The organism is Burkholderia sp. BCC1047 (assembly GCF_902833155.1).
GTDB lineage: Bacteria > Pseudomonadota > Gammaproteobacteria > Burkholderiales > Burkholderiaceae > Burkholderia > Burkholderia sola.
Map to the genome: position 1 here is coordinate 59,539 of NZ_CADFEH010000026.1, position 12,422 is coordinate 71,960.

Below are 12,422 nucleotides of genomic sequence, written 5' to 3' on the forward strand. Positions count from 1 at the left end.
CCGCGCGGCCGGTCTGTCCGATCCGATCAATCGGCAAAACGCACGGAAAGTGCAAGGAGAGGGCCATGATCGAAGCCATTTCGCTCGGCGCGGGACTCGCGTGGGCGAGCGGCCTGCGCCTGTACCTGACGGTGCTGATCGCCGGCGTGCTGGCGCGCTTCGGCTGGCTCCATCTGCCCGACACGCTGGCCGTGCTGATGTCGCCGTGGGTCATCGGCGCCGCGGCCGTGCTCGCCGTCACCGAATTCCTGGCCGACAAGATTCCCGCGTTCGACTCGCTGTGGGACGCCGTGCATACCTTCATCCGCATCCCGGCCGGCGCCGTGCTCGCGGCCGGCGCACTCGGCCATGCCGATCCGACCATGCTGGCGGTCGCGGGGCTCGCCGGCGGCTCGCTCGCCGGCGCCGCGCACGTGGCGAAGGCTGGCACGCGCGCGCTGATCAACCTGTCTCCCGAACCGATTTCGAACTGGATTGCGTCGTCGACCGAGGACGGTCTCGTGGTCGGCGGGCTCGTCCTCGCGTTCTTCGTTCCGCTCGCGTTCCTCGTGCTGCTTGCCGCGTTCATCACGGCGTCGGCGTGGGCGCTGCCGCGCCTGTGGCGGGGCGTGTCGGGCGGTTTTCGCGGGATGGCTAACCACATGGTGTCGCGGCTCAACTCGATCGGAGGGAAGCGCGATTGAAGGGGCCGCAACACGCGGCGCAGCCGCCGGCCGGGCACCCCGGCCATGACGGGCGCACGCATGCCGGCCGCTTCGGCCTGCGCGACCTGATCCACCAGGCTGCCCGGATGACCGCGCGCGACTGGCGCGCGGGTGAATTGACGCTGCTGGTCCTCGCGCTGGTGCTCGCGGTCGCGGCGCTGACGAGCGTCGGCTTTCTCGCCGATCGGCTGCGCCAGGGCCTCGAGCGCGACGCGCGCCAGATGCTCGGCGCCGATTTCGTCGTGCGCGCCGATCGCCCCGTCGATCCGTCGTTCGACCGCCAGGCGCGCGCGCTCGGCCTGCGTACCGCGACGACCGCCATCTTCCCGAGCATGATCGGGTCCGCCGCGCGCGGGCAGGCCGCCGACGCCGCGCCGTCGCGCCTCGCGGCCGTGAAGGCCGTGTCGCCCGGCTATCCGCTGCGCGGCGCGGTCGAGATCCTGCCGGCCGGTGCGACCACTGCGCAGAAGGCGTCCGCGATCCCCGCGCCGGGCACCGTATGGGCCGACCCGTCGCTGCTCGACGCGCTGCACCTGAAGGCCGGCGATACGGTGCGCGTCGGGCTGCGCACGTTCACGGTCGCCGCGGCGATCACCCGCGAACTCGATCGCGGCTTTTCGTTCGTCAATTTTTCGCCGCGGCTGATGATGCGCGCGGACGAGCTCGCCGCGACGGGGCTCACCGGCTACGGCAGTCGCGTCACATACCGGCTGCTGGTCGCCGGCGACGCAGCGGCCGTCGCGCGCTTCGAAACCTATGCGCACGCGCGCGTCGACGGCGGGAAACTGCGCGGCGTCGGGCTCGAGTCGTTGCAGGAGGGGCAGCCGCAGGTGCGGCAGACGCTGGATCGCGCGCGCCACTTCCTGACGCTCGTCGCGTTGCTGACCGCGTTGCTCGCGGCTGTCGCGATCGCGATGGCCGCGCAGCGCTACATGCGGCGTCATCTCGACGGCTGCGCGACGATGCGCTGCCTAGGCGTGAGCCGCCGCACGCTCGGCGCGTTGTTCGCGCTCGAATTCATCGGCGTCGGCATCGTGTCGGGCGCCGCGGGCGCAGTGCTCGGCTACGGTGGCCACTGGGCGCTGCTGGCCGCGCTCGGCAGCCTGATCGACGTCGCGCTGCCGCCGCCCACGTTGTGGCCGGCGCTGATCGGCATGGGCGCCGCGCTCGTGCTGCTGCTCGGTTTCGCGCTGCCGCCGCTCGTGCCGCTCACGCGCGTGCCGCCGGTGCGCGTGCTGCGGCGCGAGTGGGGCGACGCGTCGCGCACCGCGTGGGCCGCGTATGCGGTCGGCGTCGTGCTGTTCGCGGGGTTGCTGATCGTGGCCGCCGGCAACCTGAAGCTCGGCCTGATCGTCGCGGGCGGCTTTGCCGGCGCGCTGGTCGGGTTCGCGCTGATTGCCCGGCTCGTGCTGTTCGCCGCCGCGCGCGCGGTGCGCAATGCGCGCGTGGCCGCGGGCGTCGGCTGGCGTTACGCGCTGGCGTCGCTGCACCGGCGCGGCACGGCCAGCGCGCTGCAGATCACCGCGCTCGCGCTCGGCCTGATGTGCCTGCTGCTGATCGCGATCACGCGCAACGACCTCGTGGCGGGCTGGCGGCAGTCGACGCCGCCCGATGCGCCGAACCAGTTCCTGATCGACATCCAGCCTGACCAGCGCGCCGATGTGGCCGCCTATCTGGCCGCGCACGGCGTGCGCGACGCGGTGCCCGCGCCGATGGTGCGCGGCCGCCTCGTCGCGATCAACGGCAAGCCGGTGAATCCGGACGCGTACCCGTCGGAAGAGGCGCGCCGGCTCGTCGATCGCGAATTCAACCTGTCGTATACGACCGAGCTGCCGTCCGACAACCGAATCGTCGAAGGCGACTGGTTCGGCGCCGCGGCCACGCCGCAGATCTCGATCGAAGCCGGCCTCGCGAAGACGCTGAACGTGAAACCGGGCGACACGCTGCGCTTCGACGTGACGGGGCTGACGGTCGACGCGCCGATCACGAGCGTGCGCAAGCTCGACTGGGGCTCGTTCCGCGTCAACTTCTTCGTGCTGATGCCGCCGCCGGTGCTGAAGGATTTCCCGGCCGTCTACCTGACGAGCTTCCATCTGCCTGCATCGAACGCCGCGCTGCTCGATCCGCTGATCGCGCGCTACCCGAACCTGACCGCGATCGACGTCGCGCCGATCCTCGCGCAGTTGCAGCGGATGATGCTGCAGGTGGTCGGCGCCGTGCAGTTCCTGTTCGCGTTCACGCTCGCGGCCGGCGTGCTCGTGCTGTACACCGCGCTCGCCGGCTCGCGCGACGAGCGCGTGCGCGAAGCCGCGCTGCTGCGCGCGCTCGGCGCGTCGCGCGCGCAGGTCAACGCGGTGCAGCGCGCGGAGTTCGTCGTGGTCGGCGCGCTGGCCGGCGTGCTCGCGTCGGCGGGCGCGATCGCGGTCGGCTGGGTGCTCGCGTCGCGCGTGTTCGACTTCCAGCTCGCCGTCGATCCGTGGCTCGTGCCGGCCGGCATCGCGGCCGGCGTCGTCTGCGCCGGTGCGGCCGGCTGGCTGAGCCTGCATAATGTGTTGCGGCGCCCCGCGCTGCAGTCGCTGCGCGACGCGTGAGCGTCGCCCGCGGCCCCGAAGATCCCGTTTTCCGACTATCCGTATGACCGATGTGAATGACGATGCGCCGTCGCAGCCGACGGCGTTCGAGCTCGTGGGTGGCGAAGCCCGCGTGCGCGAAATGGTGGACCGCTTCTACGACCTGATGGACCTCGAGCCCGAGTTCGCGCAGATTCGCGCGCTGCATCCGCCGTCGCTCGACGGTTCGCGCGACAAGCTGTTCTGGTTCCTGTGCGGCTGGCTCGGCGGCCCCGACCACTACATCAGCCGGTTCGGCCATCCGCGGCTGCGCGCGCGGCATTTGCCGTTCCCGATCGCGTCGGTCGAGCGCGACCAGTGGCTGCGCTGCATGGCGTGGGCGATGGAGGATGTCGGGCTGCCGGAGCCGCTGCGCGAGCGGCTCATGCACTCGTTCTACGACACGGCCGACTGGATGCGCAACCGGCCCGGTTGATCGACCGGTACGCCGCTGCCCGCGCGCGGGACGATCTGCGTCTGGGCGCACGTGCGGGCCGGCGTGACACTGGCCGTTTCCTCCATCGACACGAGGCTCATCCCGATGACGACACAGGCGCTGTTTCGCGAAGACGCGTACCTGATGCAATGCGACGCGATCGTCGAGGCCGTCGGCGACGACGGCATCCGGCTCGACCGCACCGTGTTCTATCCGCTCGGCGGCGGCCAGGCGGGCGACACCGGCACGCTGACGCTGCCCGACGGCAGCACGATCGCGATTGCCGATACGCGCAAGGCGAAGTTCGACGGCGCGACGCCCGACGACGCCGTGCACGTGCCCGCGCCGGGCCAGGACGCGCGCGTCGCGACGCTGGCCCCCGGCACGCGCGTGGTCGCGGCGATCGACTGGCAGCGCCGCCACCGGCACATGCGCCTGCATACGGCCGCGCACCTGATGTGCGCGGTGCTGCCGTACGCGGTCGACGGCTGCAGCGTGACGGCCGACTACGTGCGGCTCGATTTCGCGACGTCCGACGCGATCGATCGCGACGACGTCGAGCGGCGCCTCGCGGGTTTCGTCGCCGGCGCGCATCCGGTCACGACCGAATGGATCACCGACGACGAGATGGCCGAGCGGCCCGAACTCGTCCGCACGATGAGCGTGAAGCCGCCGATGGGCCTCGGCCGCGTGCGGCTGCTGCGCATCGAGAACGTCGACCTGCAGCCGTGCGGCGGCACGCACGTGCGCAACACGTCCGAAATCGGCGGGCTGCGGGTCGCGAAACTGGAAAAGAAGAGTGCGCGCACACGGCGCCTCGTACTGGAGTTTGCATGACGATCGATACCGGGAAAGCGGGCGCGGCGGCGCTCGATCCGCAGGCACGGGAGATTCTCGATTTCTGGTTCGGCGAGCCCGGCTCGGCCGAGTTCGGGCAGAACCGCAAGGTCTGGTTCAACGGCGGCGCGGCGTTCGACGACGTGCTGCGCACGCGTTACGGCGCGCTGCTCGACGCTGCATGCGACGGCGCGTGCGATCACTGGGCCGATTCGCCGTCGGGCGCGCTGGCGTTGATCGTCGTGCTCGACCAGTTCTCGCGCAACATCCATCGCGGCACGCCGCGCGCGTTTGCCGCCGATCCGAAGGCGCTCGCGCTGGCCCGCCGCGTCGTCGCGGCCGGCTGGGACGCGCGGTTGCCGAGCGGGCATCACCGCGCGTTCGCGTATCTGCCGTTCGAGCACGACGAGTCGGTCGAGAGCCAGCGCGAGGCCGTGCGCCTGTGCGCGGGCATCCGCGACGAGGCCGGGTGCGAGCGCTACCACCGCTACGCGTTGCTGCATGCGGCGGTCGTCGAGCGCTTCGGCCGCTTTCCGCACCGGAACGCGATTCTCGGTCGCGCGTCGACCGACGAGGAAGCGGCGTTTCTGCGGGAGCCGGGCTCGTCGTTCTGACGATCCGTTCGTTGGCGAGATGAAGGAGCGGGGCGGCGAACCCACGACGCTTGCGGGTTGCCGGTATTGCAGCGCAGGCTGCGCAGCGCTCGAATGGACGAGCGCGGCCCGTGCCGAAGAAGAAAGCGAAGGCGGGCAGGGCAGCGCATCGCGCCGCCCTGTGTTACTGCGGGTGCTGTTCGGGCGTGCGCACGTAGACGCGCAGCAGCTCCTCGTTGTCGCCCGGGCGGGCGCCGGTCCAGAACAGCTTCCATTCGTCGCCGGGCGCCGGATCGACGGCCCGCACGCCCTGCACGATCATCCACGTGCAGCGCGTCGTCTTCGCGTCGTCGATCGGCGTGTGCTGGATGCCGGAGAAGTAATACAGCATCGGCGCTTCCGATTCGCCGAGCCCGTGCAGGCTCGCCATGCAGTCGCCGTCGTTCCATTCGAGCGCGAGATGCGCGTTCAGGTCGTCGAACACCGACCGGTAGCTCTTCGCGACGTCGAGCCACGGCAGCAGCAGCGTATAGATGAGCCCCCACGCGACCAGCGCGCCGGCACCCCACGACAGCGCGCCGCGCCACAGGCCCGTCGTGCGCAGCTTCGGCAGCAGCGTCAGCCAGCCGACCGTCAGCGCGAGCGCGCCGGTCACGAGCGCGGGCTGGATCGGCATCGTCCAGTCGAGCGGCAGCCAGCGGCCGAGCAGTGCGAGATCGGCGCGCGACGCGGCCGGATCGGCCATCACCGCCCAGATCGCCCACGCGAGCACGACCACCATGCCGAACAGGATGCGGCTCAGGTAATCCCACGCGAGATGCAGCCGGCGCGGCAGGCGGTCGATCGCCTGCGCGGCGACCAGCGCGAGCGGTGCGAAGAACGGCAGGATGTAGAGCTGGCGCGACGTCGCGGACACCTGCAGTACCACGAGTCCGATGCCGGCGAACAGCACGGGCAGCGCGATGCGCGGCGTACGCCAGTCGCGCCATGCGCCGCGGGCGAGCGCGACGATCGCGAGCGGCGCGACCGGGAAGCCGACGAGCAGGAACGCGCGCAGGATGAAGAACGGCTTGTCGTTTTCGGCGCCCAGTTCGGGAACGGAGAAGCCGAAGAAGCGGCCGACGTTGTTGTCCCAGAACCACGTCATGAACAGCGTTTCCGAGCGCAGGAACAGCGCGGTCGGCCAGATCAGCGCGAACGGCGCGAACACGAGCGCGGCGACGCCGAGCGCGCGTGCGAACGAGCGGGTGCGGCAGGCCGGGTAGAGCACCAGCGTGCAGACGAGCGTGGCCGCGAACACGAGCGGCACGAACAGCCCCTTCGCCATCAGCGCGATGCCGACGCCCGCGCCGAAGATCGGCGCGGCCCAGCGGCCGGCCGGGTGCGCCGGCAGCCCGTGACGCATCGGCTGCGCACGCGCGACGTGCTGCATCACGAGTTCCAGCAGCCCGCAGAACGCGATGGCGGTGCCGGCAAACAGCGCGACGTCCGTCATCATGTCGTGCACGTGCTTGATCACGACGAGCGTGCCCGCGCTCAGCACGACCGGGCCGAGCACGCGCAGGTCGAACCCGCTGTCCGCGCGGCTGGCCACGCGGGCCGCGCGCGCGATGAAGCCGAACGCGAGCGCGGCGAACAGGGCGCTCGCGAGGCGCGCCGCGTCGTGCAGCGGCATCACGCGCTGCAGCAGCCACGCGAGGCTGGTCGCGACCCACGCGTAAAGCGGCGGCTTTTCCATGAACGGCAGGCCGGCATTGGTCGGCACGACGAAATCGCCGGTCTCGAGCATGTGCTGGATGATGCCGAACGTATAGGTTTCGTCCTGTTTCCACGGATCGTGCCCGAGCACGCCGGGCAGCGTGTACGCGCACACCAGCGCGGCGACGAACAGCCATGCGCGCCAGCCGAGCAGCAGCGAGCGGTCGCGCAGGGGGCTGATGGCGGCGGGCGAGGCCGCGACGGGCGTGCCGGCGACGTCCAGCGTCGCGATGACGTCGGTATCGGCGGTCGAGCGGGTGTGCGCGGCCGGGGCGGGCACGGACGTGCGTCGCCGGCTGGGCGCTGCGGTTCCAGGCATGGAAAAGATCTCGGGTCGAGTCGAGCCGGTCCGGCGACATGGGCTGGACCGATAAGGGGCTACATCCGGGGTAACGGACAGCGTGTTTGAGACACCTGTCTGAATGGCCGCTAGTAGAGCACGGAATTGTTACGGATGTTTACTGGAAGTGTCACGGAATTGTGGAGATTTGTGGCGCGGTGACCACGGGGCGGTTTCGACCGCCGTATTGTTGCGCCGCGCGTCAGCTTAGCGGCCGCCGCCGACGTCGAGCAGGGCGCCCGTCGTGTAGGACGCCGCATCGCCGAGCAGCCAGACGATCGCCTCGGCGATTTCCTGCGCTTCGCCCGCGCGGCCGAGCGGCGTTTGCGCGCCGAGACGGGCCGCACGGCCCGGCTGGCCGCCGCTTGCATGAATGTCGGTCTCGATCAGGCCCGGGCGCACCGCGTTGACGCGCACGCCGTGCGGGCCGAGTTCCCTGGCCAGGCCGATCGTCAGCGAATCGACCGCGCCTTTCGAGCCTGCGTAGTCGACGTACTCGTTCGGCGAGCCGAGCCGCGACGCGATCGACGACACGTTGACGATCGCGCCGCCGCGGCCGCCGCGGTCGGTGGACAGCCGGCGCGCCGCTTCGCGCGCACACAGGTAGGCGCCGAGCACGTTGGTATCGAACATCCGTCGCAGCCGGTCGACCGGCATGTCGGCGAGCGGCATCGACGGCGCGACGATGCCGGCATTGTTGACGAGCGCGTCGAGGCGCCCGAACTCGGCCGCAACGGTGTCGAACATCGCGACGACGTCCGCCTCGTTCGCGACGTCGCCCGCGACGATGCACGCGCGGCCGCCCGCGTCGCGCACGGCCTGCGCGGTCAGTTCGGCCGCGGCCGCGTCGCGCGCGTAGTTGATGCCGACGTCCCAGCCGCGTTCGGCCGCGAGCACGGCGGTCGCGCGGCCGATGCCGCGGCTCGCGCCGGTGATGAGGACAGCCTTGCGGTCGGACGGTGCGGTCATCGCGTGCGGTTTCCGGTGACGGTTACTTCGCGGCGTCGGGCGCCCACTTGTCGCGGGTGGGCGGCTGGTAGCGGCGCAGCCGCTCGATCAGCGCGACGGGTTCCGACTCGACGCACAGTGCGTCGAAATAGGCCGGCCGCATGAAGCCTTCGTCGACCGTATGGCGCAGCAGCGCGATCAGCGGATCGTAGAACGAATCGATGTTGTAGAGCGCGACGGGCTTGCGGTGATAGCCGAGCTGCGCCCACGTATAGACCTCGAAGAGCTCTTCGAGCGTGCCGGCACCGCCGGGCATCGCGACGAACGCGTCGGAGAGGTCGGCCATCATTTTCTTGCGATGGTGCATGTCGGGCACGACGTGCAGTTCCGACAGCCCCGTATGGCCGACTTCCTTGTCGACGAGCAACTCGGGAATCACGCCGACCGCCCGGCCGCCGGCCGCCATCACTTCGTCGGCGATCACGCCCATCAGGCCGACGCGGCCGCCGCCGTACACGAGCGTGAGGCCTGCCTCGACGAGCGCACGGCCGAACGCGCGCGCGGCATCGGCATAGACGGGTCGCACGCCGGACGACGAGCCGCAGTAAACGCAGACTGCCTTCATTGCTTCGCGTCCTTGGCGGGGGCCTGGCCGGTGGCGACGGGGCCGCCCGCCGGGCGCGGCGAACCGTCGCGCGGCGGCAGGTAATCGGTGAACTGGCGCTTGGGCAGCTTGCCGGACACGAGGTCGTCGAACAACTGGCGCGAACGGCCGCGCAGGTACGGCGCCATGATCGAGATCACGTGCATGCTCACCTGGTGCAGCTCTTCGCGGATCGCGTCCTGGTCGTTGTATTTGCGCGGATGCATCACGTACTGGTACGACAGCCAGTACGTCGAGATCACCGCCATGTTGGTCGCGATGACTTCGATCTCGGCGGGCGTCGCGACCATCTCGGCATCGGAGACGAGCAGCTCGCACATGTCGTGCGCGAAGCGCACCTTGTGGCTGATGATCTGCTTGAAGTGCGTCTCGAGCGTGCGGTTGCGGGCGAGCAGGTCGTTGAGGTCGCGATACAGGAACCGGTAGGTCCACATGAAATCGGCCATGTACTGCAGGTACGACCAGGTTTCGTCGATCGTCGGACGGTGATCTTCGGGGAAGCGCAGCCGCCGTTCGATCTGCTGCTCGAACTGCGCGAAGATGCTGTTGATGATGTCGTCCTTGTTGCGGAAATGGTAGTACAGGTTGCCTGGACTGATTTCCATTTCCTCGGCGATCGTCGTGGTGGTGACGTTCGGCTCGCCGATCTCGTTGAAGAGTTTCAACGACAACTCGAGAATCCGTTCGCGGGTGCGGCGGGGAGGTTTCGCTTCCATGTCGTCCGGCCCTGTGTGTGCCGGACTGGCGGGCGCTGCAATCGATGCTGCGTGATTCGTCCGGCGCGGGTTGCTGTTCTATGTCTAGCGGCCGATTATAAACCGGGGTTTCGCCACGTCGGGGCATTTCGTGATCGCGGCGCCGCGCCGCGCATGGTGCGCCGCCGCATGCGGGCGTGGCGAAAGGCGCCCGGCGGTGGCCTAGAAGCCGAGCCAGCGTGCGACCACCGGCCCGAGCACGAAGCCCCACGTCGTCACGCACGCGAACAGCGCGACCGTCACGGCCGCGCTGCCGAGATCCTTCGCGCGCTTCGACAGTTCGTGGCGCTCGAGCGAGATGCGGTCGATCGCGGCTTCGACGCTCGAGTTCAGCAGCTCGACGATCAGCACCAGCAGCACCGAGCCGATCAGCAGCGCGCGCGACGCGGCCGGCACCGGCGCGAATGCGCCGATCGGCAGCATCAGCGCGGCGAGCGTGAGTTCCTGGCGAAACGCGCTTTCCTCGCGGATCGCGACGCGAAAGCCGTTCAGCGAATGCTTGAGCGCGAACCACGCACGCGTGATGCCGCGATGGCGCTTGTACGGGTTCGGCGGCAGCGGCGCGAGCCGGTCGTCGGGGCCGAGCGGCTCGTGCGGGTGCACGTCCGCATCGGCATGCGGCTCTTCCTCGTCGAACGGGCGGTGCCGTGACGGCGTCGCGGCGGGGGGCGGGATCTTGTCGTTCAGGTCTCGTTTCAAACGGCTGCACCTTCGGCTGGCGAGTACGCGGTCTTCGGCAGCGGCTTCAGATGCGACGCGAACTGCTCGGATGCGGCGCGCCACGAGAAGCGTTCCGCCCACGCGCGCGCAGTCGTGCGTTCGATCTTCAGCGCCTCGAGGCAGGCTTCCTGCAGGTCCTCGTGCATCGCGCCGGCATCGCCCCCGCTGAGCACGTCGATCGGACCCGTGACGGGATACGCGGCCACCGGCGTGCCGCAGGCGAGGGCTTCGAGCAGCACGAGGCCGAACGTGTCGGTGCGACTCGGGAATACGAACACGTCGGCCGCAGCATACACCTTCGCGAGCTCCGTCTGTGACAGCACGCCGAGATAGTTCGCCTCAGGGTAGCGCGACTTCAGTTCCGCGAGCGCGGGGCCTTCGCCCGCGACCCACTTCGAGCCGGGCAGGTCGAGGCGCAGGAACGCCTCGACGTTCTTCTCGATCGCGACGCGGCCCACGTACAGGAAGATCGGCCGCGCGGTGTTGAGCACCTTCGACTCCATCGGCCGGAAGGTGTCGAGGTCGACGCCGCGGGTCCACAGCACGACGTTCGTGAAGCCGAATTTCTCGAGGTCCTGCTTGACGACTGGCGTCGGCGCCATCACCGCGAGCGACGGGCCGTGGAACCAGTGCAGGAACTTGTAGGTCGCCGCCAGCGGGATGCCGAAGCGCGCCTGCACGTATTCCGGGAAGCGCGTGTGGTACGCGGTCGTGTACGGCAGCTTGCGGGCGCGCGCATAGCGCCGCGCGGCGAGGCCGAGCGGGCCTTCGGTCGCGATGTGCAACGCGTCGGGTGCGAACGCATCGATCCGCGCGCGCAGCTTGCGATACGGCAGGATCGACAGGCGGATCTCGGGGTAGGTCGGGCAGGGCACCGTGCGGAACTCCAGCGGCGTCAGCAGTTCGACCCGGTGGCCGAGCGCCGTGAGTTCGCGCGACGTGCTCTTCAGCGTGCGTACGACGCCGTTGACCTGCGGTTCCCACGCGTCGGTGACGATCATGATCTTCATCGCGGCATGTCCTGTAAGTAGGGTTGTGTCAGGCAGCGGCCTTGGCCTTGCGCGACGCGGTCTCGGACGGTGCGGTGCGCATCACCGTCCAGTAGACGATCTTCAATTCGCCTTCCATCGTTTCGACGAGCGCGGACAGGCTTTCGACCCAGTCGCCGTCGTTGCAGTACAGCACGCCGTCGATGTCGCGGATCTCGGCCTTGTGGATGTGGCCGCACACGACGCCGTCGCAGCCGCGGCGGCGCGCTTCGTCGGTCATCACGGTCTCGAACTGCGAGATGAAGTTGACCGCGTTCTTGACCTGATGCTTCAGGTACTGCGACAGCGACCAGTACTGGAAGCCGAGCCGGCTGCGGATCCGGTTGAACCAGCGGTTCAGCACGAGGATCAGCGTGTAGAGCGTGTCGCCGAGGTACGCGAGCCATTTCGCGTGCTGGATCACGCCGTCGAACAGGTCGCCGTGCACGATCCACAAACGTTTGCCTGCGAGCGTCGTGTGGAATGCCTCGCCGCGCACCTGGATGTCGCCGAACGCGAGATCGCAGAACTGCCGCGCGCCTTCGTCGTGGTTGCCGGGGATGTAGACGACCTGCGTGCCCTTGCGCGCCTTGCGCAGGATCTTCTGCACGACGTCGTTGTGCGCCTGCGGCCAGTACCAGCCTTTCTTCAGCTGCCAGCCGTCGATGATGTCGCCGACGAGGTACAGGTATTCCGAGTCGTTGTGACGCAGGAAATCCAGCAGGTAGGGCGCCTGACAGCCGCTCGAGCCGAGGTGGATGTCGGACAGCCAGATGGTGCGGTAGCGATGGGCGGACGGCTCGGGGTCGTCGTGCTGCGTGGTGGGCGCGACGGGCGGCTTGTGCGACACCACGCCGTCGGTTGCGCCCGAGCCGGACAGGAACGCAGTGGCGGCGCGGGCGCCGATGGGATGACGAAACAATGAAGTCGCGGACGTTTTCTGGCCCATGCATGACTCGCGCCGGTTGACATTACCGGCATTCCGCCATGCGGGCGTGACTGTGCCGTGACAGTCACGAGACGTTCTTAT

At 69.6% G+C, this 12,422-nt stretch carries 12 protein-coding genes; 5 read left to right on the forward strand and 7 right to left on the reverse strand.

Features of this window, described 5'->3' with window-relative positions:
* The first annotated feature begins 65 nt into the window (after positions 1-65).
* The 5 genes from HWX55_RS24580 to HWX55_RS24600 all read left to right on the forward strand — a co-directional run bounded on the left by HWX55_RS24580 (position 66) and on the right by HWX55_RS24600 (position 5,200).
* Positions 66-683, forward strand: coding sequence for a DUF4126 domain-containing protein (locus HWX55_RS24580; protein WP_050016423.1), 618 nt, complete (start codon positions 66-68; stop codon positions 681-683).
* Positions 680-3,295, forward strand: a complete 2,616-nt coding sequence (locus HWX55_RS24585) for an FtsX-like permease family protein (RefSeq protein ID WP_175977629.1) — start codon at positions 680-682, stop codon at positions 3,293-3,295. The genes HWX55_RS24580 and HWX55_RS24585 overlap by 4 nt, the downstream gene beginning before the upstream one ends.
* A gap of 43 nt (positions 3,296-3,338) precedes the next feature.
* Positions 3,339-3,749: a group II truncated hemoglobin gene (locus tag HWX55_RS24590; protein ID WP_006488211.1), complete on the forward strand. Its 411-nt coding sequence runs from the start codon at positions 3,339-3,341 to the stop codon at positions 3,747-3,749.
* A gap of 105 nt (positions 3,750-3,854) precedes the next feature.
* Entirely contained in the window at positions 3,855-4,586 is a 732-nt protein-coding gene (locus HWX55_RS24595; RefSeq protein ID WP_124554855.1) for an alanyl-tRNA editing protein, read from the forward strand.
* A complete protein-coding gene (locus HWX55_RS24600) occupies positions 4,583-5,200 on the forward strand; it encodes a DUF924 family protein (RefSeq protein WP_175977630.1) in 618 nt (205 codons plus the stop codon). Before HWX55_RS24595 ends, HWX55_RS24600 begins: the two co-directional genes overlap by 4 nt.
* A 163-nt stretch (positions 5,201-5,363) precedes the next feature.
* Here the strand turns inward: HWX55_RS24600 and HWX55_RS24605 are convergent, their stop codons facing one another.
* From HWX55_RS24605 to HWX55_RS24635, 7 genes are all read right to left on the reverse strand, one after another.
* Positions 5,364-7,256: a glycosyl transferase gene (locus HWX55_RS24605; protein WP_175977631.1), complete on the reverse strand. Its 1,893-nt coding sequence runs from the start codon at positions 7,254-7,256 to the stop codon at positions 5,364-5,366.
* Between the two features lie 228 nt (positions 7,257-7,484).
* A complete protein-coding gene (locus tag HWX55_RS24610; RefSeq protein WP_124503936.1) occupies positions 7,485-8,246 on the reverse strand; it encodes an SDR family oxidoreductase in 762 nt (253 codons plus the stop codon).
* Positions 8,247-8,268: 22 nt separating this feature from the next.
* The gene (locus tag HWX55_RS24615) at positions 8,269-8,850 is read right to left on the reverse strand and encodes a TIGR00730 family Rossman fold protein (protein ID WP_050016434.1); all 582 of its coding nucleotides are present in this window, start codon (positions 8,848-8,850) and stop codon (positions 8,269-8,271) included.
* On the reverse strand, positions 8,847-9,605 hold the full coding sequence (locus HWX55_RS24620) for a TetR/AcrR family transcriptional regulator (RefSeq protein WP_050016436.1): 759 nt from the start codon (positions 9,603-9,605) through the stop codon (positions 8,847-8,849). Before HWX55_RS24620 ends, HWX55_RS24615 begins: the two co-directional genes overlap by 4 nt.
* 201 nt (positions 9,606-9,806) lie before the next feature.
* Positions 9,807-10,343: a diacylglycerol kinase gene (locus HWX55_RS24625; RefSeq protein ID WP_011694335.1), complete on the reverse strand. Its 537-nt coding sequence runs from the start codon at positions 10,341-10,343 to the stop codon at positions 9,807-9,809.
* Positions 10,340-11,374: a glycosyltransferase family 1 protein gene (locus tag HWX55_RS24630; RefSeq protein WP_124554859.1), complete on the reverse strand. Its 1,035-nt coding sequence runs from the start codon at positions 11,372-11,374 to the stop codon at positions 10,340-10,342. The genes HWX55_RS24625 and HWX55_RS24630 overlap by 4 nt, the downstream gene beginning before the upstream one ends.
* 28 nt (positions 11,375-11,402) lie before the next feature.
* Positions 11,403-12,341, reverse strand: a complete 939-nt coding sequence (locus HWX55_RS24635) for a UDP-2,3-diacylglucosamine diphosphatase (protein ID WP_050016440.1) — start codon at positions 12,339-12,341, stop codon at positions 11,403-11,405.
* Positions 12,342-12,422 lie beyond the last annotated feature (81 nt).

Bases quoted from the DNA above. Each gene is read 5' to 3' on its own strand.
- HWX55_RS24620 (WP_050016436.1), bottom strand. From the start codon at position 9,605: ATGGAAGCGAAACCTCCCCGCCGCACCCGCGAACGGATTCTCGAGTTG.
- HWX55_RS24610 (WP_124503936.1), bottom strand. From the start codon at position 8,246: ATGACCGCACCGTCCGACCGCAAGGCTGTCCTCATCACCGGCGCGAGC.
- HWX55_RS24605 (WP_175977631.1), bottom strand. From the start codon at position 7,256: ATGCCTGGAACCGCAGCGCCCAGCCGGCGACGCACGTCCGTGCCCGCC.
- HWX55_RS24635 (WP_050016440.1), bottom strand. From the start codon at position 12,341: ATGGGCCAGAAAACGTCCGCGACTTCATTGTTTCGTCATCCCATCGGC.
- HWX55_RS24630 (WP_124554859.1), bottom strand. From the start codon at position 11,374: ATGAAGATCATGATCGTCACCGACGCGTGGGAACCGCAGGTCAACGGC.
- HWX55_RS24590 (WP_006488211.1), top strand. From the start codon at position 3,339: ATGACCGATGTGAATGACGATGCGCCGTCGCAGCCGACGGCGTTCGAG.
- HWX55_RS24600 (WP_175977630.1), top strand. From the start codon at position 4,583: ATGACGATCGATACCGGGAAAGCGGGCGCGGCGGCGCTCGATCCGCAG.
- HWX55_RS24615 (WP_050016434.1), bottom strand. From the start codon at position 8,850: ATGAAGGCAGTCTGCGTTTACTGCGGCTCGTCGTCCGGCGTGCGACCC.
- HWX55_RS24580 (WP_050016423.1), top strand. From the start codon at position 66: ATGATCGAAGCCATTTCGCTCGGCGCGGGACTCGCGTGGGCGAGCGGC.
- HWX55_RS24595 (WP_124554855.1), top strand. From the start codon at position 3,855: ATGACGACACAGGCGCTGTTTCGCGAAGACGCGTACCTGATGCAATGC.